A 25095-nucleotide genomic window follows, 5' to 3' on the forward strand; every position below is an offset into this window, starting at 1 on the left:
AAGCCGCTTGTCGCTGCGGCGCTCTCCCCCTAATCGGACTCGCATGCAATCGACCAACGACATCCGGCAGTCCTTCCTCGACTATTTTGCCGCCGCCGATCACGCCGTGCGGCCGTCCTCGCCGCTCGTCCCGCACAACGACCCTACGCTGATGTTCGTCAATGCGGGCATGGTGCCGTTCAAGAACGTGTTCACCGGGCTCGAGACCCCGCCTGCACCGCGCGCCACCAGCGCGCAGAAATGCGTTCGCGCCGGCGGCAAGCACAACGACCTCGACAATGTCGGCTATACCGCTCGGCACCATACGTTCTTCGAGATGCTCGGCAATTTCTCGTTCGGCGACTATTTCAAGGAACAGGCGATCGAGCATGCCTGGACCCTGCTGACGAGCGAATGGGGACTCGCCAAGGACCGCCTCACGGTTACCGTCTATCACACCGACGACGAGGCGCGCGCGCTGTGGAAGAAGATCGCCGGCCTGCCCGATGAGCGCATCATCGACATCGCGACCAAGGACAATTTCTGGGCGATGGGCGATGATGGCCCGTGCGGCCCGTGCTCGGAAATTTTCTGGGACCACGGCGATCACATCGCCGGTGGCCCGCCGGGATCGCCGGAGGAGGACGGTGACCGCTTCGTGGAGATCTGGAACCTCGTCTTCATGCAGTTCGTCCAGTCGGGCGGCGAGATCGACGGTGCTTTGCCGAGCCCCTCGATCGATACCGGCATGGGGATCGAGCGCATCGCCGCAGTGATGCAGGGCGTGCACGACAATTACGATACCGACACGTTCAAGGCGCTGATCGGCGCGTCCGAAAGCCTCACTGGCGTTGCGGCCGAGCGCGAACGTCAGGCAAGCCATCGTGTTATCGCAGATCACCTCCGCTCTACCAGCTTCCTGATCGCCGACGGCGTGCTGCCCTCGAACGAGGGGCGCGGTTACGTGCTGCGCCGGATCATGCGCCGCGCGATGCGCCATGCGCACCTGCTTGGCGCGAACGAGCCGCTGATGCACCGTCTGCTCCCGGCGCTCGTCACCGAAATGGGCCAGGCCTATCCCGAACTGACCCGCGCGCAGGCGCTGATCGCAGAGACGCTCGAGCGCGAGGAAACGCAGTTCCGGCGGACGCTCGACAAGGGCCTCAAGCTGCTCGACGAGGCGACCGGTGATCTGGGAGAGGGTGACGAACTGCCGGGCGAGACCGCGTTCAAGCTGTATGACACTTACGGCTTCCCATACGATTTGACCGAAGACGCACTCCGCAGCCGCGACATCGGGGTCGATCGCGCAGGCTTCGATGCCGCGATGGCGCAGCAGAAGGAAGCGGCGCGCGCGGCATGGAAAGGTTCGGGCCAGGCTGCCGACAGCGAAGTCTGGTTCGATATCGCCGAGCGCGAGGGCGGCACCGAGTTCACCGGCTACAATGCGACCGTAGGTGAGGGCCAGGTCGTCGCGATCGTCAAGGACGGCGCAGAGGTAAGACAGGCAGGCGAGGGCGAAGAGGTCGTCATCCTCACCAACCAGACCCCGTTCTACGGCGAAAGCGGCGGCCAGACCGGCGATGCCGGTTCGATCACCTCGTCCGATGGTCTCAAAGCCGAAATTTCGACAACGACCAAACCGCTCGGTCGTCTCCACGCGCACCATGCGACGATCCGCGCCGGCAAGGTCGAGGTCGGCGACGAAGTCCATCTTGATGTCGACGCCGAGCGACGCGAAGCGATCAAGGCCAATCATTCGGCCACGCATCTCGTCCATGCCGCGCTGCGCAACCGGCTCGGCGAGCACGTCACGCAGAAGGGCTCGCTGGTCGCGGCGGACCGGCTGCGGTTCGATTTCTCGCATCCCAAGCCGCTGTCGGATGAGGAAATCGCCGACATTGAGGCCGAGGTGAACGCCGAGATTCGGCACAACGAGAAGGTCGGCACGCGGCTGATGAGCCCCGACGACGCGGTCGAGGCGGGTGCATTGGCCCTGTTCGGCGAGAAATACGGCGACGAGGTGCGCGTTCTGTCGATGGGGCGTTCCGACTGGCAGGGCTCGGGGCGCAATTATTCGGTCGAGCTGTGCGGCGGTACCCATGTCGACGCGATGGGCGATATCGGCCTGTTCCGGATCGTGTCCGAATCTGCAGTCAGCTCTGGCGTGCGCCGGATCGAGGCGCTGACTGGTGAGGCCGCCAGGAAGTGGCTGGTCGCGCGCGAGGAGGCGCTGAAAGCGGTTGCCGGAACGCTCAAGACGAATCCGGAAGAGGTTGAAGCGCGGGTCGCCGTACTGGTCAGTGAGCGCAAGGCGCTCGAACGCGAGCTCGCCGATGCCAAACGCGAACTCGCACTCGCCGGGGGCGGCGGTCAGGCCGAGGCGCCCGCCGACGAGACGATCGGCGACGTGACTTTCAGCGGCAAGGTGATCGAGGGGCTCGATCCGAAGGAATTGCGGCCGCTACTCGATCGTGAAAAGGCGCGGGTCGGATCTGGAGTCGCGGCCGTGGTCGCGGTCAATGACGGTCGGGCGGCATTCGCCGTCGCCGTGACCGACGATCTCACCGCTCGGTTCGACGCCGTCGCGCTCGTGCGCGCGGGCGTCGAAGCGCTTGGCGGGAAGGGTGGCGGCGGTCGCCCCGACATGGCGCAGGGCGGCGGCCCCGATGGCGGCAAGGCCGACGTAGCGCTCGATGCGGTACGCCAGGCGCTCGCCGGCTAATCCTCAGACGCGATTACGGCTCTTGCCGGCAATGTCGGTCTGCGAACCGGCGGGAATATCCTTGCCGTCGCTGTTGGCTGGTTTGTCGGCGTCGCGGCTGGGCGGCTCTACCGTCGACTGCGGATCGGCCACGTTCTGCGGCTTGAACTTCTCGTCGTTGGGGGTCGGCTTGGTCGGGTCTTTATCGGGGTTGGACATGAATTCTCTCCTTTTCCCACCAACGGGTGGGGCGGAGATAAGGTCCGAATCCTAGCTACCCCTTAGGCTGCTCGAGCGCAGGCGCGGTTTTGTTTCCAGTTCGCCCTCGCGCATGATCTGCTCGCGCAGTTCGTCGCGCTTTTCGTGAATCGAGGCGATCACCGGACCCATCGCGACTCCGAGATCGACCAGCACCGCTTCGGACAATTGCAGCGAGCTTTCGAGAGTTTCGGGCACGGCGTGGCTCGCGCCCGCCTTGTAGAGCGCGATCGAGTGCTCCTCGTCGCGCGCGCGGGCTATGATCGGGAGGTCGGGATGCGCCTTGCGCAGCTTCTTCACCATGCGCTGCGCGAGCACCGGTTCGTCCATGGTCAGGATGACAGCCGGCGCGGTTTCGATGCCGAGCCGGTCGAGCGCATCGCCGCGGATCGCATCGGCGAACACGGCATCGTAGCCCTGCTTGCGGTAATAGGCGATCAGATCGGCATCGGCGTCGATCGCGACATAGGACTGGTCGTGCGAGGTGAGCATGTCCGCTACGAGCCGGCCGACGCGACCGAAGCCGACAATGATCGTCCGCGGAACGGCGTGATCGACCTCGCCGGGGAGCCGGTCGAGCGATTCGGGGACCTCGATCCGGCGTGCGACCAAGCGGCCGAGCCGCGCGAGCAACGGCGTAACGGTGAGCCCGATCGCGCAGACGATCTGCCAGAACTGTGCGGTACCGGGCTGGATCAATTGCGCGCTGGTCGCCGCGGCGAGCACGATCAGCGTGGTTTCCGACGGGCTCGCCATCAGGATCCCGGTCTCGGCCGCGGTACCTCGGCGCGCCCCCATCGAGCGCAACAGGAGCCCGGTTAGAATGGCTTTGAAGACGAGCACCAGCACGACCGCGAGCAGGACTTCCCCGATGATCTCGCCGATCACGCGCAAATCGATGCTCATTCCAATGGTGAGGATAAAGATTCCGAGCGCGAGCCCCTTGAAGGGTTCGGTGATGGTTTCGACCTCGCCATGATATTCGGTTTCGGCGATCAGGATGCCCGCGATCAGTGCGCCGACGATCGGCGACAGACCTACTGCGGCGGTCGCGAGCGCTGCGGCGATCACCACCAGCAAAGTAGCGGCAAGGAAGTTCTCGGGCTGCTTGGTCCGTGCGGCCTGAGCAAACAGTCTGGGCAGGAGGAAGCGTCCCCCGATCATGAGGACTGCGATGACCGCCGCGCCCTGCCACAGCAGCGTGACGACCGAGGCACCGTCCTCGGCGCTCGCGGCAGGGCCGAGCACGCCGAGCAGGAAAATGATCGGGACGAGCGCGATATCCTCGAACAGCAGCATCGACAGCGCGGCACGCCCCACCGGCGTCTTGGTGCCCGCGATCGGCAGGCACAGCGCGGTCGAGGACATCGCGAGCGCGAGGCCCAGCGCGATCGCACCGCTCCAGTATTGGCCGATCATCGCCAGCGCAGCGGCCATGATCGCGCCGCCGATCAGCAGTTCGAGCGAGCCAAGTCCGAAGACCAGCTTGCGCAGGCTCCATAATCGCCCAAACGACAATTCGAGACCGATCGAAAACAGCAGCAGGATGATGCCGAGCTCGGCGAAAGGCTCCAGTCGCTCGGGATCCGAAATGGTGACGAAATCGAGCCACTTGTAATCGAAGGCGAGCGCGCCGAGTCCGTAGGGACCGACGAGCACGCCAACGAGGATGAACCCGATCACCGGGGTGATGCGGAAGCGGGTGAAGACCGGAATCACGATCCCCGCCGCGCCGAGGATCACCAGCGCGTCGTTCAGGGCAGGGGAGGCGAAATTGGCTTCGGCCATGACGAGTCTCTAGGCGAGGGCGCGGCGCCGTGTCACGCGCCGATACCGGGTTAGCCCCCGCCCGGTCCGGTCGGGCCGAGCGGCTCGCGGCGCGGGCGCGGCTTGCCCGGGTGCTTGCCATCCTCGTCCCACTCGATGCGGTAAAGATCGAACCGGCGATCGGCGAGGTTGCGCACCGTGCCTTCGGCGCGTGCCCAGCTGAGGTCGGCGAGGTTGATGTCGCTGATCGTCAGCGTCTCGACGTTCTCGGTTGCCTCGGCCGCGATCCCGTCGCGCGCGAAGGGGAAGTCGCAGGGGGTCAGGATGCAGCTCTGCGCATACTGGATGTCCATATTGGCGACATTGGGCAGATTGCCGACATTGCCCGAGAGGACGACGTAGCACTGGTTCTCGATCGCGCGGGCTTGCGCACAATAGCGCACCCTCAGGTAACCCTGGCGGCTGTCGGTGCAGAACGGTACGAAGATTATCCGCGCGCCCTCGTCGGCGAGGCGGCGCGTCAGTTCGGGGAATTCGCTGTCGTAGCAGATCTGCACCCCGATCGGACCGCAATCGGTCTGGATCACCTCGACGCTGTCGCCGCCCTTGATATTCCACCAATAGCGCTCGTTGGGCGTGGGATGGATCTTCTCCTGCACGTGGACCGAACCGTCGCGCAGGCAGATATAGGCGATGTTGTGGATGTCGCCGTCTTCCATTCGTGTGGGATGCGAACCCGCGATGATGTTGATGTTGTAGCGCATCGCCATGTCGGAAATGTCGCTGCGCAGGCGTGGCGTATATTCCGAGAGCCGCTCGATCGCCTCGACGGGCGAGAGCTCCTTCTCCTCGAAACTGAGCAGCATCAGCGTGAAGAGCTCGGGAAAAACGATGAAGTCGCTTTCGTAATCGCTCGCGACATCGACGAAATACCGGATCGCTCGCAGGAACTCGTCGTAATCTGCCACCGCGCGCGCCTGCAACTGGCAAGTCGCGACGCGCACTGCCTCGACCCCGCGCGGCAGGCGCATCTTCACCGGCTGATCGCGCTCGACATAGGGGTTGCGCCACACCATCATCACGGCGTTGGCGGCTGACGCCTTGTCCTCGGGCAGGTAGTTTTCCATCACCCGCTCGGGCTCGAACCCGTTGGCGAGCTGGAAACGCAGTACCGGATCGTGGAGCTTTCCGGCCTGGACCTGCTCCAAGTAATCCTGCGGTCCGTCCACCTTGCGGCGGTTGCGGCGGTAGTGCGGCATCCGCCCGGCGAAGACGATTCCGGTCAGGTCGCGATCCTCGGCCAGCGCACGGCGTTCCTCGTAGAGCCGGCGCCCGATCCGCACACCGCGTACCTTGGGATCGACACACATTTCATAGCCGTAGAGCCAGTCGCCGGTCGGATCGTGGCGGCTGCCATAGCCGTTGCCGGTAATCTCGTCCCAATCGTGCGGCTGGAAGGCGATCGCCTCGGCGAGCTGCATGGTCGCGCAATAGCCGACCACTTCGTCGTCGAGCAGCGCGACGAAGCAGCCCTCCCTGAAGTTGTTGATCTGCCCCCGGATCTCGCCGTGAGTGTAGGCCGGCATGTCCTCGTAAACGCGTCGGACGAGGTCCGCGATGCCGCGGATGTCCTTGATCATCGCGTTGCGGACTTCGAGCCGGCGCCGTCCGAACTTCTCGGTGCCCTTGCGGCGGGTGATGCGCTTCTTCTGCGGTTGCTTGGCCATGTGTCCCCGTCGCTTGTCTCTGCCGCAAATGCAAATCGGGGCCGGCGCGAGCCGACCCCGATGAGATCCAGCCTTGCTAGCTCAATGAGCCAGCCGCGTTTGGGTTTCAGCCCCAGTTCGCCATTTCGGCTTCGAGGCCGCTTACGATCGCCTCGAAGAACTGTTCGGTCGTCATCCAGTTCTGGTCCGGGCCGATCAGCAGCGCGAGGTCCTTGGTCATGTTGCCGTTCTCGACGGTCTGGATGCAGACCCGCTCGAGCGTCTCGGCGAACTTCACGACGTCGGGCGTATTGTCGAATTTGCCGCGATACATCAGGCCGCGGGTCCAAGCGAAAATGCTGGCGATCGGATTGGTCGAGGTTGCCTTGCCCTGCTGGTGCTGGCGGTAGTGACGCGTCACCGTGCCGTGCGCGGCTTCGGCTTCGACCGTCTTGCCGTCGGGGGTCATCAGCACCGAGGTCATAAGGCCGAGCGAACCGAAGCCCTGCGCCACGGTGTCCGACTGGACGTCGCCGTCGTAATTCTTGCAGGCCCAGACGAATTTGCCGCTCCACTTCATCGCCGCGGCGACCATGTCGTCGATCAGGCGGTGTTCGTAGGTGATGCCGGCCTCGGCGAACTTGTCGGCGAATTCCTCGTCGAAGACCTGCTGGAACAGGTCCTTGAAGCGACCGTCATACTTCTTGAGGATGGTGTTCTTGGTCGAGAGGTAGACCGGCCAGCCGCGATCGAGGCCGTAATTCATCGAGGCGCGCGCGAAATCGCGGATCGAATCGTCGAGGTTGTACATCGTCATCGCGACGCCCGGGCTCGGGAATTCGAACACCTCGATGTCGATGTCCTTACCGTCTTCGCCATTGAAGACCATGCGTAGCGTGCCCTTGCCCGGGATCAGCGTGTCCTTCGCGCGATACTGGTCGCCGAAAGCGTGACGACCAACGACGATCGGGTCGGTCCAGCCGGGCACGAGGCGCGGCACGTTGTCGATCACGATCGGCTCGCGGAAGACCACTCCGCCGAGGATGTTGCGGATCGTGCCGTTGGGGCTGACCCACATCTTCTTGAGGTCGAACTCCTCGACGCGGGCTTCGTCGGGCGTGATCGTGGCGCATTTCACGCCGACGCCGTACTGCTTGATGGCGTTGGCGGCATCGACGGTGATCTGGTCGTCGGTCGCGTCGCGGCTCTCGATCGAGAGGTCGTAATATTTGAGGTCGACGTCGAGATAGGGCTGGATCAGCCGCTCGCGGATCCACTGCCAGATGATTTTCGTCATCTCGTCGCCGTCGAGTTCGACGATCGGGTTCGCTACCTTGATCTTCGCCATGATTGTCCTGTCTGTTCGGGAGGGTGCTTGTGTTGCGCGCCTCTTAGCAGAGGGCGTGTGCGGTGCAAGGAGAGCGGCCAGACAGGGCGGGGCTGGACACAATCGGGACGGATCGCCAAACGTCTTAACCAAACGATTAAAACACGAGAGGCGCAAGCAATGAGCGAAGAAGTCCTGGTCGAGAAATCCGATGGCGTGATGGTGGTGACGATCAACCGCCCCGAAGCCAAGAATGCGATGAACAAGAGCGCGGCAGAATCGATCAGCGCAGCGATGGACGATCTCGAGGCCGACGACGCAATCGCAGTCGGCGTTCTGACCGGCGCGGGCGGCACATTCTGCTCGGGGATGGATCTCAAGGGCTTCCTCAAGGGCGAATCGCCGTTCGTCGAGAATCGCGGCTTCGGCGGGTTGAGCCAATGGACCCCGAAGAAACCGCTGATCGCGGCGGTGGACGGCTATGCGCTGGCGGGTGGCATGGAACTGGCGTTGTCCTGCGATCTGATCGTTGCCAACGACAAGGCGCAGTTCGGCATTCCCGAGGCCAAGCGCGGTCTCGCAGCGGCGGCGGGGGGGCTGATCCGGCTCCCGCGCCAGATGCCGTGGCGAATCGCGATGGAGCTCGCGCTGACCGGCGATTTCATCAGCGCGGCACGCGCATACGAACTCGGTTTCATCAATCGGGTGAGCGAAGGGCCTTCGCTCGACGCGGCAAAGGAACTCGCGGCAAAGATCGCTGCCAACGGGCCGCTCGCGCTGGCCGCGTCGAAGGGCGTGATCCGCGATTCGCATACGTGGACCGACGACGAGATGTGGACCAAGCAGCAGCAATATGTCGCGCCGGTCTTCATCAGCGAGGATGCGCGCGAAGGTGCCGCGGCCTTCGCCGAGAAGCGCAAGCCCGAATGGAAGGGGAAATAGGCGGCCGGAACGAAAAACCCCGCCACATGGGCGGGGTCTCGTTCTCGAATGGTGGGCGTAGGAAGAGTTGAACTTCCGACCCCTGCGATGTCAACACAGTGCTCTACCACTGAGCTATACGCCCACACTATCGAGCTGTCCCGCTCGTCGCGGGAGGCGGCCATTTAGCGAGCGTCCCGTGCTTCCGCAAGGGACTAATCGTCAGCCATTGGCCTTTTTCGAATTCTCGAACAGGCGTTCGACTTCGAGCACCAGGTCGCGCAGGTGGAACGGCTTCGACAAAAGCTTGGCCTGCGGCGCTTCCTTGGCCGCTTTCAGCGTGACCGCGGCGAAGCCGGTGATGAACATTACCTTGGTGCGCGGGCTGATCTCGGCGGCGCGCTGGGCCAGCTCGATGCCGTCCATTTCGGGCATCACGATATCCGAAAGCAGCAGGTCGAAATGCTCTTCCTCAAGCTTCGGGAGCGCGTCGGTGCCCCGATCGACCGAAACCACCTCGTAGCCGGCTTTCTCGAGCGCCCGGTGGAGATAGGCGCGCATCGCCTCTTCGTCTTCGGCCAGCAGGATACGGATATCGGGCATTTCACTTCCTTTGCACGGGCGAGATCGTCCCCCGGATCGCGACGCACATACACACATGGTCTTAAGAAAAGCCAGCGGTGTCATGGTTTCGGAAGTTTGACTGTCCCCGGCTGGGACGGCAGTAACTGGTCGATGCAGGACAAATATTCCCCGCCGGAAAAAACGGCGTTCCGGCTCGAAAACGCCACCACCGCCAATGTGCCGGTGCTGATCGCGGTGCCTCATGGCGGACGCGATTATCCGGCCGCCCTGCGGGACGCGATGCGCGATCCTGCCTTCACCATGAAGCGGATCGAGGACCGTCACATCGACCTCATCGGCGAGCGCGTCGCGGCGCAAACCGGAGCACCGCTGCTGGTCGCCCGCACACCGCGCGCGATGATCGACCTCAACCGTGCCGAAAGCGACGTCGATTGGGGCATGGTGACGGGACCGAAGCCCGACCTGAACCGGGTTTCGCGCCACGGCCATCGCGCACATAGCGGGCTGGGCCTGATCCCGCGCCGCCTCCAGGGATTGGGAGATATCTGGCGCAGGCCTATGGAAGCTGGTGAAATTGAGGCCCGGCTGGAGACGGTCCATCGGCCCTATCACGCGGCACTCGGGGATGCGTTGCTGTCGATTCGCCAAAGGTGGGGGGCGGCCCTGCTGCTGGACCTGCATTCGATGCCGCCGCTGCGGTCGAGCGGGAGCTGGGCGCCGGCGAAATACGTGATCGGCGATCGGTTCGGTGCGTCGTCCGACGCCGCGCTACCAGCGGCGGCCTTCGCTTATTTCGCGCGCGAAGGCGTGCCGGTCGCGCACAACCGGCCCTATGCCGGGGGCTATGTGCTCGAACGCCACGGCGCACCGGCACGCGGTCTCCATGCGATTCAGCTGGAGGTGGATCGGAGCCTCTATCTCGACGAGGCGCTCGACGCACCGGGAGCGGGCTGCGATTCGCTGGTCGAGCGACTCGCGGGACTGGTCCGAGCGCTCGCTTCGGCGGTGGCCGAATGCGCGGGCGAGCGCGGGCCGCGGCGCGAGGCCGCCGAGTAACAACCAAAAAAATGGCCATCCCGCGAGGGGGTGCGGGATGGCCAGGTTCAGGGAGGAGATGCGCCAAGAAGCGCATCCGCCCGACCGGTGAAGAGGGGGAAGTACCGGCGGGCTGAATCCCAAATAGAAACGGGGCGGGCGGTTTCAAGACCGCCCGCCCCGTTCGCGAAACTATTACGAAGTTACTTCTTCTTCTTTTTGGGCTTCGCCGTTTCGGCGGCTGCCGGGGCATCGGCCTGGACGTCGGTCGCGGCCTGCTGGCTGACCGGGCCCTTGCCCTGCTGGACCTGCATCCCGAAGATTTCGCGCGTCATGTTGAGCGAGAACAGGTGGGCATGCATCAGCGCGAGGAGTCCGTTCTGGTTGAACTGCTTGACCGTTTCGGCATCGAGCTCGCGCAGTTTTTCCTCGTTGATCATGCCGAAGCCGCGATAGACGAACGGCTGTTCGCTCTGATTATGTTCGATCGAGACCTCGCCGTCCATGATCAGGTCGTGCTTCTTGAATTCGTCCATCGCCATCTTGGTGCGCTGCGCGGCCTGGTCGAACTGCTCGCAGAAATTGAGCGTGCGCTCGACCGCTTCGGCCGGCTTGTCGCCGTCGAACAGGGCATGGCCTTCCTCGAATTCACCGATCAGGCCCGAAGTCGGGTCGAAGCAGAGCGAAAGGTCGGTCGCGTCTGGCGTCAGCTTGGTGAGCATGAACGGATAACGGCGGACATAGGCCGGAACGTAGGTCGGGCCGGTGACGCGGCCGTCGCTGTCGACATAGACGTTCACGCCTTCGTTGAGGCCCATCAGGCCGAGCGGGATCGGATTGTCGCCCGAAGAGAACACGATCGGGAGATAGCGCTGGGCGAGCGGGAATTCGTCGATGGTCAGCGGGATCGCATTGGCGGTGGCGAGCCACGGCAGGGCATCGGTTTCCTTGGCCTTCCAGTTCGCGTGGTCGCGACTGTTGAGCGGCATGAGGTCGTTGTAGAACAGGGGTAGGCTGTTTTGCGGCGCGCTGGCCATCGGTCTGTCTCCGGATCGGAAATGGAATGTCGGTTGCGCGGCGCACCCAGGCGGACACGGACGCGGCAATGGCCGCGGGCTTTAAGCAGGAGACACTCTTTTCGCAAGGCTTACGGGGTAGGTGTCACGAGCTTGCCTGGGTTGAGCAATCCATCCGGATCGAGTGCCGCCTTTATGCGGCGCAGGAGATCGAGTCGCGCGGGGTCGGCCAGACGCGCAAGCTCGCCCAACTTGGCTTGCCCAATGCCGTGTTCGGCGGAGATCGAGCCACCCCATTCGGTCACGCGCTCGTAAACCTGCGCGCTGATCTCCTTCCCTTCTTCCTCAACCCAAGCCGGTGCCGCTTCGGGCGGCGCGAGCACGTGAAAATGGATGTTGCCGTCCCCCAGATGGCCGAAGCCGACCGCCTTGGTGCCTGGATAATCTCGTTCGATCTCGGGCGCGATGGAGGCCAGGAAGGCAGGCATCTGCGCTTCGGGGACCGAGATATCGTGCTGCACGGCGGGGCCGAGCGCCTTTTCGGCCGGGGCGATCGTGTCGCGCAATTGCCAGAAATCCTCCGCCTGGCCTTCATTGGCGGCAATCACGGCATCGGCGATCAGCCCTCTTTCGAATGCATCGGCGAGCACGGTCTCGAGCGCTTCGCGCGCATCGGCGACCTTGTCCTTGTCCTCGACCGCCAGTTCGACCAGCGCATTCCAAGGCTGCGGTTCGCCCAGCGGACGCCGCGCATCAGGCAGGTGGTCGACGACCGCGGCGAGGCAGTGCTCAGGCAGGACCTCGAAGCCTTCAAGTTCGCCGCGCAGCCTGCCCTGACAGGTGAGCAGCAATGCGCGAGCGTTTTCGAGACTGTCGAGCCCGACCCAGGCGACCACGCGCTCGGCTACGGCTGGCACCAGCGCCAGCGTCGCCCCGGTCACGATCCCGAGCGTGCCCTCGGAGCCGATGAAGAGCTGCTTGAGATCGAACCCGCGATTGTCCTTCTTGAGCGGGGCGAGATCGGAAAATACTTCTCCTAGCGGCGTCACGACCTCGAGCCCGAGGACCAGGGCGCGCATCGTGCCGTGCCGCAGCACCTGCGTTCCGCCAGCGTTGGTCGCGACCAGCCCGCCGACCGTCGCCGAGCCCTTGCCCCCGAGGGTTAGCGGAAATCTGAGTCCTTCCTCCGCGACCCGCTCGTGCAAGGTCTGAAGCACCAGTCCGGCATCGCAGGTGATCCGGCGCAGTGCTGGATCGAAGTCGCGTACCGCATCCATCCGGCGCAGCGAGAGGAGGATTGCCTCACCGCTCGGATCGGGGGTCGCGCCGCCGCACATGCCGCTATTCCCGCCCTGTGGGACGATCGGCACGCCGTGTTCACGTGCCAGCCGCACCAGGGCGGCGACTTCGTCGGTGGTGGCGGGAGAGGCGAGTGCCAGCGCCGCGCCGTGATAGCGTCCGCGCCAATCGGTCAGCCAAGGCTCGACCAGTTCCGGATCGGTGATGAGACCGCGATCGCCAAGGAGTTCGCGTGCGGCGTCGAGAAAGGTCGAACTGTTGCCCATCTGCATCTATTCGCACGGCAAGGCGGGCAAATACCAGCCTCAAATCGCGCGCCGAGCTTGACCGAGCGCGTCAATTAAGCCCCTATTCAATCAGTTCGGGCCATTCGCGCCGCAAGCCTGCCGGGACCACGGATCCGGCGACACTGCCAATCGAGAGGGACACACCCTTCGCGCCATGCTCGGCCTCGCCGCTCATATCGGAACCATGCTGCTGACGCTCGCCACACCGGTCGGCGAAGACACGGGCGCGCGGTCGGTCGACGCACCGCGCAGCGCACCGATGTCGCTCGCGCCCGAACCGGGCGGAATGCTGCCTGCGCCACGTTACCAGAGCCGGGTCGAGGGGCGGATCACGATCCGGATCCGCCCGCGACGCGGGGGATCGCAATTGCTGTCGGCGCTGCCGACCGCACCGATGAGCCGCGAGATGCGCGGCGTGCCGATCGATCGCTGTTTGCCGCTCGAAAGCGTCGCCGGGGTCCAGGTCACGCGCAACAACGGGCTGCTGCTCTACCTGCGCGATCGCCGGATCGTGCTCGCCGCGCTGGAAAATGCGTGCCGCGCACGCGATTTCTATGCCGGCTTTTACGTCGCCCCGCAGGAGGACAAGCTGTTGTGCGTCGATCGCGATCGGCTGCAGTCGCGGGTCGGAGCGAAGTGCAAGGTCAAGTCGTGGCAGGCGCTCGTCCCCGTCGAGGACTGAGGCTCAGCTTGATTTTTTCGCCGTTTTCCCCTTAGGGGCGCAGTGAGCGACCGCGCGACCCCGCGCCGTCCTCCCAGCGGGAATTACAGACAGATATGAAATTTGCCGATCTCGGCCTTTCCGAAGAGCTTCTGAGCGCCGTCCACGATGCCGGCTATACCGAGCCGACGCCGATCCAGGCCGAAGCCATCCCCCAGGTACAAATGATGCGCGACCTGATCGCGGTGGCGCAGACCGGCACGGGCAAGACCGCCAGCTTCGTGCTGCCGATGATCGATATCCTCGCAAATGGTCGCCGCCGCATGCGGATGCCGCGCTCGCTGATTCTCGAACCGACACGCGAACTTGCCGCACAGGTCGCCGAGAATTTCGAGAAATACGGCAAGAACCACGACCTCAAGCTCGCGCTGCTTATCGGCGGGGTGCAGATGGGCGACCAGGTCAAGGCGCTCGACGAGGGCGTCGACGTGCTGATCGCGACCCCGGGTCGCCTGATGGACCTGTTCGAACGCGGCAAGATCCTGCTCACCGGCTGCGAATTGCTCGTGATCGACGAGGCCGACCGGATGCTCGACATGGGCTTCATCCCCGATATCGAGGAAATCTGCTCGAAACTGCCTGACCAGCGCCAGACGCTGCTGTTCAGCGCGACGATGCCGCCCCCGATCAAGAAGCTGGCCGACAAGTTCCTGTCGAACCCCAAGGCGATCGAGGTCGCACGCCCGGCCTCGACCAACGTCAATATCCAGCAGTACAAGGTGCTGTGTACCAACCGGCAAAAGCGCGAGGCGCTGCGCTACTTCCTCAATAATGACAACGTGCAGACCGCGATCGTCTTCGCCAATCGCAAGACGACCGTTCGCGACCTGTCGAAGGATCTGGAGAAGGCCGGCTTCGCCGCGGGCCAGATCCAGGGCGACATGGACCAGGCTTCGCGCAACAAGGAACTTGCACGGTTCAAGGCGGGTGAGATCACCGTGCTCGTGGCGTCCGACGTCGCCGCCCGCGGGCTCGACGTGAAAGATGTCAGCCACGTCTTCAATTACGACACACCGTGGCATCCGGACGATTACGTCCACCGCGTCGGGCGAACTGGTCGCGCCGGCGCCAAGGGCCGCGCGTTCACCTTCGTGACGCCCGAGGACGCCGAGGCGATCGCCAACGTCGAGAAACTCACCAACCAGAAGATCGAAGTGTTCAAGGTCTCGGGCGGCGGCAGCAAGCAGGATGACGCAAGCGGGGAAGAGCCGAAGGGCGACAAGCCAGCGCGCAAGGCTCGCCGTGGCGGAAAGTCGCGTGACGATGCCGCGCAGCCGGAGCGAGACGATCGCTCAGCCAAGAGCCGGCCCGGAAAGCCCGCGACGGACGAAAAGCCTGCGGCAGACGAAAGACCGGCAAAAGCCGATAAACCCGCGTCAAAGGGTCGCAAACCGCGCAAGGATAGCGAGCCCAAGGCGAAAGCGGGCGAGTGGGAAGGACCGCGGCCGTCCTTCCTCGACCATTCGGCGACCTGACCCGGTTTCGAAGGGAACGCCTTAAGGCGTCCTTAGCCATTCTCGGGATAGTCTCGGCCACATGCAGGCCTGGGCCCATCATACCTACGATCTCGCGCACGAGCTGCTGCCGGTCATGGCGGCGTTCGCGCTGCTGACCGTGCTCGTGAAACGCCGCGCAATTATTGCGGCGATGCGCCGATCGCAGCGCGAGACGATGACCAACATCGGCCTGGTCGCGCTCAACAGCGTGTTCCTTGCGCCGTTTATTGTCCTGCCCAAGGCGTGGCTCGAGGCGCAGATGGGCCTGTTTCCGGGCCTCGCGAACTTCTGGGATGTAGTGCCTGCCGCCTTCGCCGGAGTGGCGGCTTTCCTGCTGGCTGAATTCACCATCTACTGGAGGCACCGGCTCGAACACCATCGCCTGTGGTGGCCGATCCACGCGGTGCATCATTCGGACGAGACGATCACCTGGTTCACGCTGCTGCGCAAGCACCCGCTGGCCAAGCTCCTCTCCGCCGTCGTCGACCATTTGCCGCTGCTGTTGATCGGCCTGCCGCTATGGGCGATCGCGCTGGCGGCGGTGATCCGCAGCTGGTGGGGCTTCTTCATCCACGCCGACGTGCCGTGGACGCTCGGCCCGCTCGGCAAGGTGCTGATGTCACCTGCCGCGCACCGCCTGCACCATATCGACGATCTGGTGCTGTGCGGCGCGAATTACGGCAACACGTTGACGCTGTGGGACCGGCTGTTCGGCACATATGTCGACCCACAACCGTATCTGAATTGTGCCACCGGAGTGTGCGGTGGATCGCGCGGGCTGGTCGGCGAACTGGCGCGGCCATTTGTGCGTGACTCACATCTCGCGCCTGAAAACGCAGAGACGGCGACGGCCTGATCAGGCCGCGCTGACGAAGCTGTCGATCACGCGCTTGGTCCCGGCCTTCTCGAATTCGATCTCGAGCTTGTTGCCTTCCTGGCCGAGCACTTCGCCATAGCCGAACTTGTCGTGGAACACGCGGTCGCCGATCGCGATGTCGGTGCGCGGCTTGGCGGCGAAGCTGGCGGCGCTGCGCTTTGGTTCGGGCAGGCGCTTGGGCGCGGCGTCGTAACCGCTCGCCACCGCGCGCTGCCAGCCGGGCCCGCGCGAGCCGGCACGTCCGGGGGCGTCGCGCGCGACATGCGCGAAGGGATCGTCGCGCTCGGAGAAATTGGCGCGCCACATCGATGCGCCGCCGGTCAGCGTGGTTTCGCTGTCGACATGCTCGTCGGGCAATTCGTCGACGAAGCGCGAGGGGATCGAGCTGGTCCACTGGCCGTAGATACGGCGATTGGCGGCGTGGACGATCGTGCAGCGGCGCCGCGCGCGGGTGATCGCGACATAGGCGAGGCGGCGTTCCTCCTCGAGGCTCGCCAATCCGCCCTCATCGAGCGAGCGCTGCGAAGGGAACACGCCTTCCTCCCACCCGGGCAGGAATAGATTGTCGAATTCGAGCCCCTTGGCGGCGTGGATCGTCATGATCGTGACCTTCTCGGCCTCGTCCGACGCATCGTTCTCCATCACCAGCGCGACATGTTCGAGGAAATCGCCAAGCGTGTCGTAATCCTCCATCGCGCGGGCGAGTTCGGAGAGGTTTTCGAGCCGCCCCGCAGCCTCGGCGCTGCGGTCCTTGTTGAGCATGTCCTCATAGCCCGATTCCTGCACCACGGTACGGAGCAGGTCGGCGGGCGGGACCTGCTCGCTCATCTCGCGCCAGCGGAGGAAATCGCGCAGGAGCGCGGCGATCGTGCCGCTCGCGCGTTTGGGCAGCTCGTCGCTATTGGCGAGGTCGAGTGAGGCCGCTGCGAGCGGCATGCCGGTGGCGCGCGCATGGCGGTGCATCGCTTCCAGTGTCTTCGCCCCGAGCCCGCGCTTGGGCTGGTTGTATATCCGTTCGAAGGCGAGGTCGTCCTGCGGCTGTGCGATCACGCGCAGGTAAGCGAGCGCATCGCGGATTTCGGCGCGCTCGTAGAAGCGGAAGCCGCCGACGATGCGATAGTTGACCCCGATCTGGATGAAGCGATCTTCGAATTCGCGTGTCTGATATTGCGCGCGCACCAGGATCGCGACCTTGTTGAGATCGGCGCCTTCGCCTTCGAGCCGCTCGATCTCCTCGCCCACGCGGCGGGCTTCCTCGGGTCCGTCCCACACGCCGATCACGCGAACTTTCTCGCCCGCGTCGACCTCGGTCCACAATTCCTTCTCGTGTCGCTCGCTATTGGCGCGGATCAGGCCCGACGCGGCACCAAGGATGTGCGGCGTGGAGCGGTAGTTTTGCTCCAGCTTCACCACCTTGCAGCCGGGAAAGTCCTTCTCGAACCGCAGGATGTTGGCAACTTCTGCTCCGCGCCAGGAATAGATCGACTGGTCGTCGTCGCCTACCACGCAGATATTCTTGCGCTCCTGCGCCAGCAGCCGCAGCCACAGGTACTGGACTGCATTGGTGTCCTGATATTCGTCGACCATGATATACTTGAAGCGCTGCTGGTACTGCGCAAGCACCTCGCGTTCCTTGCGGAAGATGTTGAGCATGTGGAGCAGCAAATCGCCGAAATCGCAGGCATTCAGCGCCTTCAGCCGGTCCTGGTAGAGCTTGTAGAACTTCTGGCCCTTGCCGTTGGCATAGGCTTCGCTTTCCGCCGCATCGATGTCGGCCGGGTTGAGCCCGCGATTCTTCCAGCGATCGATCAGCCCGGCGAGCTGGCGCGCGGGCCAGCGCTTCTCGTCGAGATCGTTCTGCTGGATCAGCTGCTTGAGCAGCCGGATCTGGTCGTCGGTATCGATGATCGTGAAATTGCTCTCGAGCCCGACCAGTTCGGCGTGGCGGCGTAGCATCTTCGCCCCGATCGAGTGGAAAGTGCCGAGCCACGGCATCCCCTCGACCCGATCGCCCAGCAATTGGCCGACCCGTTCGCGCATTTCGCGCGCCGCCTTGTTGGTGAAGGTGACGCAGAGGATCTCGCTCGGCCAGGCGAGCTGCATGTTGACGAGGTAGGCGAGCCGGTGGGTGAGCGCGGCGGTTTTCCCCGTGCCCGCGCCCGCCAGCATCAGGACGGGGCCGTCCGTCGTGGTCACGGCCTCGCGCTGCGGCGGGTTCAACCGCGCGAGGAAGGCGCGCTCGCCATCGCTGATCTCGCTTTCGGGGGAATTGGGGGAAATCTCGTTCACAGGCGAACAGCTAGGGAACACGGTTCGTCGCGGCAAGGGCTCGACTAACGGAATCGACGGAACCTTGCGACGAAGGGTCCCGTTTCTCAGGCACATACCCAATCGAGAGGAACTTTGTGATGAAAAAGCTTCTGATGACGAGTGTCGCCGCAGCGACCGCAATGGCCATGGCCCCGAACGCGATGGCCGACGACCACATGGAAATGCAGGTCGAACTGACCGCCCAGCAGCAGGCGATGTATGACGACTGGAGCGATGCCAATCGCATGGCCTACGACGCCTGGCCGGCCGATGTTCAGGTCTATTACTGGACGCTGACGCCGATGCAGACGCGTGCCTGGTGGCAGCTCACCGATGAACAGCGCGTCGCAATCTTCGAGATGGCCCCGGCTCAGCGTGCGGCAACATGGCAGTCGATCTCGCAGCAAATGAACCAGCGCAGCGCCACGGCGCAGACGGCAACCACGACGGACGCCACGACGGCTCCGCGCTACCAGTCGAATGCCGTGGTCCAGACCACGCCTGCTTCGACGCGTTCGGCCAAGGGTGAATACCCGATCTGCCGTGGCGACATGACCGATGGCTGCATCCAGCCCCGCGCCGCGGGCAAGAACTGGGGCAATCGCCCGCTCGATTACTGGCCGGGCAAGCCCGCCAGCGAGATGGATGATGACAGCTAATCGCTGACGATCTCACGAAATCGGGCGTCGCATTCGCGGCGCCCTTTTTCTATGCGTGGCACCAACAGGGGAGAAATCGAAATGCTGACAGGCGGCTGCCATTGCGGGGCGATCCGCTACGAGATCGAGGGCGAACCGATCAACCACGCACTGTGCCATTGCGTCGATTGCCAGCGCACTTCGGGCGCGCCGATGGTCGGCTGGCTGATGGTCGAGAATTCCGCGCTCAAGGTCAGCGGCGAGCCGGTGGTCTATCCCTCGTCCGAACACGCACTGCGCTATTTCTGCGTCCAGTGCGGCACCGGCCTGTTCTATTCCAATGCCGGGATGCTGCCCGGCAAGGTCGACGTGCAAAGCGCGACTCTGGACGAGCCCGGCGAAGTGGCTCCACAGGCGCATATCCAGACCGCCGAACGGATCGGATGGATGAAAGATGTGCATCGCCTTCCCGAATTCGAGCGGTTCCCGCCACAGGACGGCGAGGCGGGGTAGCCTATTCCGGGCGCAGGATCGTCAGCTTGGCCTTGCCGACATTGCGCTCGGCCTCGACCGCCAACGTCCTGACTGCAATGTCCTCGTCGCGTGCCGTTTCGAGCGCGATCCAGGTCGCCGGGCCGATCCAGCCGAGGCGGATCATGCGGTCGAGCGCGACCTGGCCGGCACCGGTATCGTAAGGCGGGTCGAGCAGGATCAGGTCGGTCTGCTGCTTGGCGGGGCCCAGCCCCATCACCGAACCGGCCTGCACGGTGGATCGAGCACGCGCGTCGAGCGCATCGATATTCGCGCGGATCGTGTCGATTGCCTGCTTGTCCTCCTCCACGAACAGGCAATGCGCCGCCCCGCGCGACAGCGCCTCGAGCCCGAGCGCACCCGATCCGGCGAACAGGTCCGCGACCGACAGGTCATCGAAGCTGCCGATCCGGCTGGCCAGCATGTTGAACAGTGTTTCGCGCGTGCGATCGGCGGTGGGGCGCGTCGCATCGCTTTTTGGTATCGCAACCTTGCGACCGCGCCATGCGCCGGCGACGATCCGGAGATTGCCTGGCCTCACAGCTTGAGCTTCCGCTTGAGTGCATCGACCGCCGGGCGGGCAATGCGATCAGCTGCGCCGCGCGGCAGGTCGTCGAGCGCGAACGGGCCATAGGCGGTGCGGACCAGCCGCGAGACCTTGAGACCGAGATGTTCGAGCACACGGCGCACCTCGCGGTTCTTGCCCTCTGTAATGGTGATCTCGATCCACTTGTTCGCGCCGGTGCTGCGCTCGAGATTCGCGTCGATCGGGCCGTAGCGGACGCCGTCGATCTCGATCCCCTCACTCAATTCCTCGAGCTGTTCCTGCGTGACCTCGCCGAAAGCGCGGGCGCGATAGGTGCGCGGGATGTTGGAGGAGGGCAGTTCGAGTGCGCGTTTAAGCTCGCCGTCATTGGTCAGCAGTAGCAGGCCCTCGGTGTTGAGATCGAGCCTACCGACAGGCATCACCCGCGGCGAACCCTTGGGCATCGCGTTGCGCAACGCATCGTAGATCGTCGCGCGCCCCTTCGGATCGCGCTCGGCAGTCAACAGTCCGGTGGGCTTATGGAAGCGGTAAACGAGCGTTGGCGCGGGCTTGCCGACCGGCTTGCCGTCGACGGTCACCCCGCGCAGGTCGGGCAGCACGGTGTTGGCGGTGTCGAGCGTCTTGCCGTCGAGCGCCACGCGACCCTCGTCGATCATGCGCTCGGCGGCACGCCGGCTGGCGACGCCGGCGCGCGCCAGCAGTTTGGCGATCCGCTCGCCTTCACGTTTCGGTTCATCAGACATGGGCGCTCAATTGCTGGCGCGGAGCAATTCGTCCAGCGTTTCGTGAAATCGAGCGATCCCGGTTTCGAGCGTGCCGAGGGTGATTTCGGGCACCGCGGCGCTTTCGAGGCCCTGCTGGCCAAGTTCGGCGGCCCGGAAATCCTCGCTCGCGAAAACGCCGCCGTCGAGCAGTTCCCAGCTGCGCTGCCAGTGATCGCGGGCCTTGTCGGTCGCCGGTGGCTCGGGGATCAGCATGAAATCCTCGACCAGCGTGCGATCGTGTGCCTGCGGCATCAGCGTCATGATGTTCACGTAATCGGGGCTGAAGATGAGGATCGTGCCAGGGACGAGCTGGTAGGCATAAGTAATCACGCGGCGCAGGCCGTCGAGGTCCTGCAGGTCCATCCCGTCCATTTCCTCCGCGCGCCCGACGGCCGAACGCTGGTGCGGCCCGATCTGGTCGCCGGCGGTGATCCCGTCCTTGAAGAACGGCCCGATCGTCTTCGCGTGCAGTCGCTGGACGTGGTAGCTTTCGAGGAAGGCATCCATGATCAGCTTCCAGTTCGCCGCGACCTCGTGCGTACGGCGCGCGAACAGGTGCTGGTCGGCGAGGTGGAGCGCGTCGAAGTCCTCGCCGAGCCTTTCCGCCGGACCGAAATCGGCATCTGCATGAGGCGCGAACCAGATCAATCCGCCCGCTTCGACGCTGGGGAGCTCGATCAGGCCCTTCTCCGACTTGTCGAGGCCGGGGAAGGTTTCGGGACGGGGCAGCGCGAGGAGGCGTCCGTCGAGCGCGTAGGTCCAGGCATGGTAGGGGCAGACCAGCCGCTTCGAACATTGCACTTCATCGCCTTCGACCAGCCGCGTGGCGCGATGGCGACAGACATTGGCAAAGACATGCCCGGTGCCGTCCTTGTCACGCGTGATCAGCAGCGGTTGCCCGGTGGCGTCGTGCGGCACCGCCATGCCCGGTTCGGGCAGCAGCGCAGAGGGCGCGAGCACCTGCGGCATCCTCCCGAACAGCGCGGTTTTCTCGCGCACGAAGAAATCGGGGTCGGTATAGCGTCCGGCCGGCAGGGTCAGGCCGGCTTCTCCCTGGCGTGCAATCCCGTCGGCGATGTCCTGAGCGAGCGCCAGTTGCCCCGCTGTAGGTCGCGATTCCCGCTTTTCGGGAGCCTTCGTGGCCATCATCCATTTCCCATTCAACCAGCAGGCGTTAGTCTGGCACACGCGACGGAAAAACAAAAGGAACGCGCATGGCCGATACGGCGATCGAGGGGGACACTCCGAAAAAGGCAAAACCGGGCTGGGGCGAGGTCTTTCGCTCGTTGCGCAACCGCAAGAGCGGTTTCATGGTGCTGTTCGGCTTTGCCAGCGGGCTGCCCTTCGCGCTTTTCCTCGGCACGCTCTATGCCTGGCTGACGGAGGCCGAGGTCGACCTGGAAACGATGGGCGTCTTCTCGCTTATCGGGCTCGCCTATGCCTTCCAGTTCATCTGGTCGCCGCTGATCGACAAGGTCAATCTCGGGCCCTTCCGCCGCTTCGGGAAGCGCAAGCAGTGGATCGTTCCCGCGCAGATCCTGTTGGGCGCCATTCTCGTCACGATGAGTGTGCTCGAGCCGAAGACCCAGCTGGGCTGGTTCTCGCTCCTCGCCGGGATCGGTGCGCTCGCCAGCGCGACGCAGGACATCGCGATCAATGCCTGGCGCATCGACGTCGCCGACGAGGAAGCGACGCTCGATATCCTCTCGACGATCTACCAGATGGGATACCGCCTCGCCTCGCTCGTCGGCGGCGCCCTCGGCCTGATCATCGCCGCGCGGATCGGCTGGCCCGAAACCTACATGATTATGGGCGCGATCCTGCTCGTGATCGGTTTCTTCGGCACCTTCGCACCCGATAGCGGAAGTGACAGCGCGGCCACGATCGGCGCGAGCGAGGACGAACTCGCCGAGCTTTACGCGCCGGGCGAAGTCCATCCCGAGGCGCGCCGCCGGGCGCTGTGGCAGGTCCTGCTGCTGTGGGGCTGGGCGCTGACGATCCTCGGCATCTTCATGGTTCGCGCGCTGGGCGGCTTCGTGCCGATGCTGCCGCTGGTCCCGCTGGGCGACTCCTATGTGTTCAACCCCAACTGGTTTCTGGGGATGTTCCCGCTCGGCGAAGAGGGGCGCCCGGACCCGACCGAATTCACCGCCAAGATGGGGCCGCTGATCATTCTCGCCACAATCGTGCTGCCGGCAATTATCGCAGCGGGGCTGGCCAAGGTGAAGCGGGACGGCAGGAACGTGATCGCCGAGCGAGAGGCGGGTGAAATCGCACCCATGCCCGGCGCGCTCGATCACCTCTATCGCGCGCTGGTCGTCCCGCTGGTCGAGTTCGTCGGCCGCCTCGGCTGGTCGCTGATCCTGATCCTGTCGCTGGTGCTGACCTATCGTATCTGCGACGCGATCTGGGGCACCTTCGCCTATCCGTTCTATCTCGGCGAACTCGAATACACGAACGACGAAGTCGCCTTCGCGTCCAAGTTCTTCGGTGTCGGCGCAATCATCGCCGGGCTTGCCTTCGGAGGCTACCTGCTGACCGTCATCGGTCGGATGGCGACGCTGACGATCGGCGCGCTGCTCGCCGCGCTCACCAACCTGCTCTACGCCGACATGGCGCGAGGCGGTGCGGCGATGCAGGCGGCGAGCGACGCGATCGGCTTTTCAGCGCTGATCAGCTTCATGGCTCCGTTCGGATCGGACGCGCTGCCGCGGCTGACTTTCACGATCATGTGGGAGAACCTAGCGATCGGGATCGCCGGGGCGGCCTATGTCGCGTGGCTGTCCTCGATCGTGTCGAAGAAATATGCCGCCGTGCAATATGCGCTGCTATCCTCTCTGACGCTGCTGATCGGGACGCTGGGACGCGGGGCGCTGGGCGAGATGATCGAGGACAAGGGTTATTACTACGTCTTCATCCTGACCACGCTGATCGGCTTCATCGCGGTGGTGCTGTGCCTCGCAGAATGGTGGCGCGAGCGACGCTACGGCCAGAAGTCGGGCGTCGTGACGCCCGATCATCACGAAGGGGCCGGGAGCTAGTCGGGTGCCTCGTCGTTGAGCCGCAGAACCTCCCCGGCGAGGTAGAGCGAGCCGGCAATGAGCACGGTCAAGCCGTTTTCCGGCAGCGCAGCCAGCGCCTGCTCGACCGTGTCGAATGCCTTCGCGTTCTCGCCGAAGGCCCCGGCGGCGTGCCAATCGTGTCCTGGCACCGGCACCGCGGAAAGGCTTGCGATACTGTCGCCCAGCGGGTCGACGATCGCGAGCGGGTCCTTGTTCGCGAGCATGCCGAGCACGAGATGCAGACGCTGTCCGGCGAAGTGGCGCGCAAGGGCCTCGCCCGCCGAGCGGTTGTGCCCGCCGTCGAGCCACACCTCGCGGCCGCGCGTCAGCGGGCCGTCCGCCAGCCGGTGCAGCCGCGCAGGCCAGCGGGCATCGACCACGCCGCGCCCGAGCGCCTCTTCCGATACGCTCACGAAGTCCTGATGCCGCAGCATGGCGACCGCGAGCGCCGCATTGCCTGCCTGGTGCGCCCCGGGCATGGCCGGGAGGGGAAGCACGATGCGGCCGTGGCGGTCCTCGTATTCGATCCCTGTTCCGACGTTCGCGCTCCATTCGCGCCCGCGCATTGCCAGTGGAGCACCAGCCGCCATCGCCGCGCGCTCGATCTCGAGTGTCGGCCCGTCGGCATAGTCGAGCGTGACCAGCGAGCAGCCGGGCTTGACGATACCCGCCTTCTCGAACGCGATCCGCGCCATCGGATCGTCGGGTACGCCGTCCTCGGGTGCGAGCAGGAAGCGCTCGTGGTCGATCCCCAGTGCCGCGATCCCGCAGGCGGCGGGATGCTCGATCACGTTGGTCGCATCGAACCGACCGCCGAGGCCGACCTCGACCACGCAGGCATCGGCAGGGGTGCGCGCAAAGGCGAGGAAGCTGGCGGCGATGGTGACCTCGAAGAAGCTAGGCGTGAGGTCCGCACCCGCATCGAGCACTTCTTCGAGCAAGTCCGCGAGCAACGCGTCGGACACCAGCTCGCCCGCAATCCGGATGCGCTCGTTGTAGCGCACGAGATGCGGGCTGGTGGCGACGTGCACGCGCTTGCCGTCGGCTTCGAGAATGGCGCGCAGGAAGGCGCAGGTCGATCCCTTGCCGTTGGTTCCGGCGACGTGGAACACCGGCGGGAGCGAGAGATGCGGGTCGTCCAGCCGCGCGAGCAACGCGCGCATCGTGTCGAGCCCCAGCCGCCCCTCGGGAAGCGAGAGCGCCTCCAGCCTGTCGAGCTGGGCCTGGACTCGCACGTCGTCGGACTGCGCGAAATCGCGCAAGGC

Annotated in this window: 21 protein-coding genes and 1 tRNA gene; 9 read left to right on the plus strand and 13 right to left on the minus strand. The window is 64.8% G+C overall.

The features are described from left to right. The first annotated feature begins 43 nt into the window (after positions 1-43). The gene (alaS, locus tag IEW49_RS04270) at positions 44-2704 is read left to right on the plus strand and encodes an alanine--tRNA ligase (RefSeq protein ID WP_188641517.1); all 2661 of its coding nucleotides are present in this window, start codon (positions 44-46) and stop codon (positions 2702-2704) included. 3 nt (positions 2705-2707) lie between these two features. Here alaS and IEW49_RS04275 read toward each other — a convergent pair whose 3' ends face one another. The 4 genes from IEW49_RS04275 to IEW49_RS04290 all read right to left on the minus strand — a co-directional run bounded on the left by IEW49_RS04275 (position 2708) and on the right by IEW49_RS04290 (position 7762). Next, positions 2708-2902, minus strand: coding sequence for a hypothetical protein (locus IEW49_RS04275; protein WP_188641518.1), 195 nt, complete (start codon positions 2900-2902; stop codon positions 2708-2710). Between the two features lie 51 nt (positions 2903-2953). Then, on the minus strand, positions 2954-4729 hold the full coding sequence (locus tag IEW49_RS04280) for a cation:proton antiporter domain-containing protein (RefSeq protein ID WP_188641519.1): 1776 nt from the start codon (positions 4727-4729) through the stop codon (positions 2954-2956). 50 nt (positions 4730-4779) lie between these two features. Further along, a complete protein-coding gene (locus IEW49_RS04285; RefSeq protein WP_188641520.1) occupies positions 4780-6435 on the minus strand; it encodes a bifunctional GNAT family N-acetyltransferase/carbon-nitrogen hydrolase family protein in 1656 nt (551 codons plus the stop codon). A gap of 106 nt (positions 6436-6541) precedes the next feature. Beyond that, complete coding sequence (locus tag IEW49_RS04290) at positions 6542-7762, minus strand: NADP-dependent isocitrate dehydrogenase (protein WP_188641521.1); 1221 nt, start codon at positions 7760-7762, stop codon at positions 6542-6544. A 159-nt stretch (positions 7763-7921) separates the two neighbouring features. On the opposite strand from IEW49_RS04290, the gene IEW49_RS04295 reads away from it, so the two are divergent. Continuing rightward, positions 7922-8683 (plus strand): crotonase/enoyl-CoA hydratase family protein, encoded by a 762-nt coding sequence (locus IEW49_RS04295; RefSeq protein WP_188641522.1) that lies wholly within the window; start codon positions 7922-7924, stop codon positions 8681-8683. Between the two features lie 49 nt (positions 8684-8732). Here the strand turns inward: IEW49_RS04295 and IEW49_RS04300 are convergent. After that, positions 8733-8807, minus strand: a tRNA-Val gene (locus IEW49_RS04300). Positions 8808-8884: 77 nt separating this feature from the next. Next, entirely contained in the window at positions 8885-9265 is a 381-nt protein-coding gene (cpdR, locus tag IEW49_RS04305; protein ID WP_188641523.1) for a cell cycle two-component system response regulator CpdR, read from the minus strand. 132 nt (positions 9266-9397) lie between these two features. Here cpdR and IEW49_RS04310 point away from each other — a divergent pair, with 132 nt between their 5' ends. Then, entirely contained in the window at positions 9398-10303 is a 906-nt protein-coding gene (locus IEW49_RS04310; RefSeq protein ID WP_188641524.1) for an N-formylglutamate amidohydrolase, read from the plus strand. 182 nt (positions 10304-10485) lie between these two features. On the opposite strand, the gene IEW49_RS04315 is transcribed toward IEW49_RS04310, so the two are convergent. Beyond that, positions 10486-11319, minus strand: coding sequence for a SapC family protein (locus tag IEW49_RS04315; RefSeq protein ID WP_188641525.1), 834 nt, complete (start codon positions 11317-11319; stop codon positions 10486-10488). A 110-nt stretch (positions 11320-11429) separates the two neighbouring features. Then, on the minus strand, positions 11430-12863 hold the full coding sequence (locus tag IEW49_RS04320; protein WP_188643084.1) for an FAD-binding oxidoreductase: 1434 nt from the start codon (positions 12861-12863) through the stop codon (positions 11430-11432). Positions 12864-13038: 175 nt separating this feature from the next. Here IEW49_RS04320 and IEW49_RS04325 point away from each other — a divergent pair, with 175 nt between their 5' ends. The 3 genes from IEW49_RS04325 to IEW49_RS04335 all read left to right on the plus strand — a co-directional run bounded on the left by IEW49_RS04325 (position 13039) and on the right by IEW49_RS04335 (position 15957). After that, positions 13039-13566: a hypothetical protein gene (locus IEW49_RS04325; RefSeq protein WP_188641526.1), complete on the plus strand. Its 528-nt coding sequence runs from the start codon at positions 13039-13041 to the stop codon at positions 13564-13566. A 95-nt stretch (positions 13567-13661) separates the two neighbouring features. Then, entirely contained in the window at positions 13662-15080 is a 1419-nt protein-coding gene (locus tag IEW49_RS04330; protein WP_188641527.1) for a DEAD/DEAH box helicase, read from the plus strand. Positions 15081-15141: 61 nt separating this feature from the next. Next, positions 15142-15957 carry a sterol desaturase family protein gene (locus tag IEW49_RS04335; protein WP_188641528.1) on the plus strand — a complete coding sequence of 272 codons (816 nt, stop codon included), beginning with the start codon at positions 15142-15144 and terminating at the stop codon, positions 15955-15957. Here the strand turns inward: IEW49_RS04335 and IEW49_RS04340 are convergent, their stop codons facing one another. Then, positions 15958-18258 (minus strand): ATP-dependent helicase, encoded by a 2301-nt coding sequence (locus tag IEW49_RS04340; RefSeq protein WP_229658208.1) that lies wholly within the window; start codon positions 18256-18258, stop codon positions 15958-15960. Positions 18259-18386: 128 nt separating this feature from the next. Here IEW49_RS04340 and IEW49_RS04345 point away from each other — a divergent pair, with 128 nt between their 5' ends. Next, a complete protein-coding gene (locus IEW49_RS04345; protein ID WP_188641530.1) occupies positions 18387-18947 on the plus strand; it encodes a hypothetical protein in 561 nt (186 codons plus the stop codon). Between the two features lie 81 nt (positions 18948-19028). Further along, complete coding sequence (locus IEW49_RS04350) at positions 19029-19439, plus strand: GFA family protein (RefSeq protein WP_188641531.1); 411 nt, start codon at positions 19029-19031, stop codon at positions 19437-19439. 1 nt (position 19440) lies between these two features. Here IEW49_RS04350 and rsmD read toward each other — a convergent pair whose 3' ends face one another. Genes rsmD through IEW49_RS04365 form a run of 3 tightly spaced genes read right to left on the minus strand, consistent with a single transcriptional unit; the run spans position 19441 to position 21917 of the window. Continuing rightward, positions 19441-19998, minus strand: coding sequence for a 16S rRNA (guanine(966)-N(2))-methyltransferase RsmD (rsmD, locus tag IEW49_RS04355; RefSeq protein WP_188641532.1), 558 nt, complete (start codon positions 19996-19998; stop codon positions 19441-19443). Next, positions 19995-20747: a pseudouridine synthase gene (locus tag IEW49_RS04360; RefSeq protein ID WP_188641533.1), complete on the minus strand. Its 753-nt coding sequence runs from the start codon at positions 20745-20747 to the stop codon at positions 19995-19997. Before IEW49_RS04360 ends, rsmD begins: the two co-directional genes overlap by 4 nt. A 6-nt stretch (positions 20748-20753) precedes the next feature. Beyond that, positions 20754-21917, minus strand: a complete 1164-nt coding sequence (locus tag IEW49_RS04365; RefSeq protein WP_229658077.1) for an aromatic ring-hydroxylating oxygenase subunit alpha — start codon at positions 21915-21917, stop codon at positions 20754-20756. 65 nt (positions 21918-21982) lie between these two features. Here IEW49_RS04365 and IEW49_RS04370 point away from each other — a divergent pair, with 65 nt between their 5' ends. Continuing rightward, a complete protein-coding gene (locus tag IEW49_RS04370; protein ID WP_188641534.1) occupies positions 21983-23809 on the plus strand; it encodes an MFS transporter in 1827 nt (608 codons plus the stop codon). Here IEW49_RS04370 and IEW49_RS04375 read toward each other — a convergent pair. After that, complete coding sequence (locus IEW49_RS04375; protein ID WP_188641535.1) at positions 23806-25092, minus strand: bifunctional folylpolyglutamate synthase/dihydrofolate synthase; 1287 nt, start codon at positions 25090-25092, stop codon at positions 23806-23808. The genes IEW49_RS04370 and IEW49_RS04375 overlap by 4 nt on opposite strands. Between the last annotated feature and the right edge of the window lie 3 nt (positions 25093-25095).

The organism is Pseudoblastomonas marina, from assembly GCF_014641655.1.
Classification (GTDB): domain Bacteria; phylum Pseudomonadota; class Alphaproteobacteria; order Sphingomonadales; family Sphingomonadaceae; genus Alteriqipengyuania_A; species Alteriqipengyuania_A marina.

What these genes read in the sequence shown, in the direction of transcription:
- alaS (WP_188641517.1), top strand. Translation starts at nt 44, where the DNA reads ATGCAATCGACCAACGACATCCGGCAGTCCTTCCTCGACTATTTTGCC.
- IEW49_RS04275 (WP_188641518.1), bottom strand. Translation starts at nt 2,902, where the DNA reads ATGTCCAACCCCGATAAAGACCCGACCAAGCCGACCCCCAACGACGAG.
- IEW49_RS04280 (WP_188641519.1), bottom strand. Translation starts at nt 4,729, where the DNA reads ATGGCCGAAGCCAATTTCGCCTCCCCTGCCCTGAACGACGCGCTGGTG.
- IEW49_RS04285 (WP_188641520.1), bottom strand. Translation starts at nt 6,435, where the DNA reads ATGGCCAAGCAACCGCAGAAGAAGCGCATCACCCGCCGCAAGGGCACC.
- IEW49_RS04290 (WP_188641521.1), bottom strand. Translation starts at nt 7,762, where the DNA reads ATGGCGAAGATCAAGGTAGCGAACCCGATCGTCGAACTCGACGGCGAC.
- IEW49_RS04295 (WP_188641522.1), top strand. Translation starts at nt 7,922, where the DNA reads ATGAGCGAAGAAGTCCTGGTCGAGAAATCCGATGGCGTGATGGTGGTG.
- cpdR (WP_188641523.1), bottom strand. Translation starts at nt 9,265, where the DNA reads ATGCCCGATATCCGTATCCTGCTGGCCGAAGACGAAGAGGCGATGCGC.
- IEW49_RS04310 (WP_188641524.1), top strand. Translation starts at nt 9,398, where the DNA reads ATGCAGGACAAATATTCCCCGCCGGAAAAAACGGCGTTCCGGCTCGAA.
- IEW49_RS04315 (WP_188641525.1), bottom strand. Translation starts at nt 11,319, where the DNA reads ATGGCCAGCGCGCCGCAAAACAGCCTACCCCTGTTCTACAACGACCTC.
- IEW49_RS04320 (WP_188643084.1), bottom strand. Translation starts at nt 12,863, where the DNA reads ATGGGCAACAGTTCGACCTTTCTCGACGCCGCACGCGAACTCCTTGGC.
- IEW49_RS04325 (WP_188641526.1), top strand. Translation starts at nt 13,039, where the DNA reads ATGCTCGGCCTCGCCGCTCATATCGGAACCATGCTGCTGACGCTCGCC.
- IEW49_RS04330 (WP_188641527.1), top strand. Translation starts at nt 13,662, where the DNA reads ATGAAATTTGCCGATCTCGGCCTTTCCGAAGAGCTTCTGAGCGCCGTC.
- IEW49_RS04335 (WP_188641528.1), top strand. Translation starts at nt 15,142, where the DNA reads ATGCAGGCCTGGGCCCATCATACCTACGATCTCGCGCACGAGCTGCTG.
- IEW49_RS04345 (WP_188641530.1), top strand. Translation starts at nt 18,387, where the DNA reads ATGAAAAAGCTTCTGATGACGAGTGTCGCCGCAGCGACCGCAATGGCC.
- IEW49_RS04350 (WP_188641531.1), top strand. Translation starts at nt 19,029, where the DNA reads ATGCTGACAGGCGGCTGCCATTGCGGGGCGATCCGCTACGAGATCGAG.
- IEW49_RS04360 (WP_188641533.1), bottom strand. Translation starts at nt 20,747, where the DNA reads ATGTCTGATGAACCGAAACGTGAAGGCGAGCGGATCGCCAAACTGCTG.
- IEW49_RS04365 (WP_229658077.1), bottom strand. Translation starts at nt 21,917, where the DNA reads ATGATGGCCACGAAGGCTCCCGAAAAGCGGGAATCGCGACCTACAGCG.
- IEW49_RS04370 (WP_188641534.1), top strand. Translation starts at nt 21,983, where the DNA reads ATGGCCGATACGGCGATCGAGGGGGACACTCCGAAAAAGGCAAAACCG.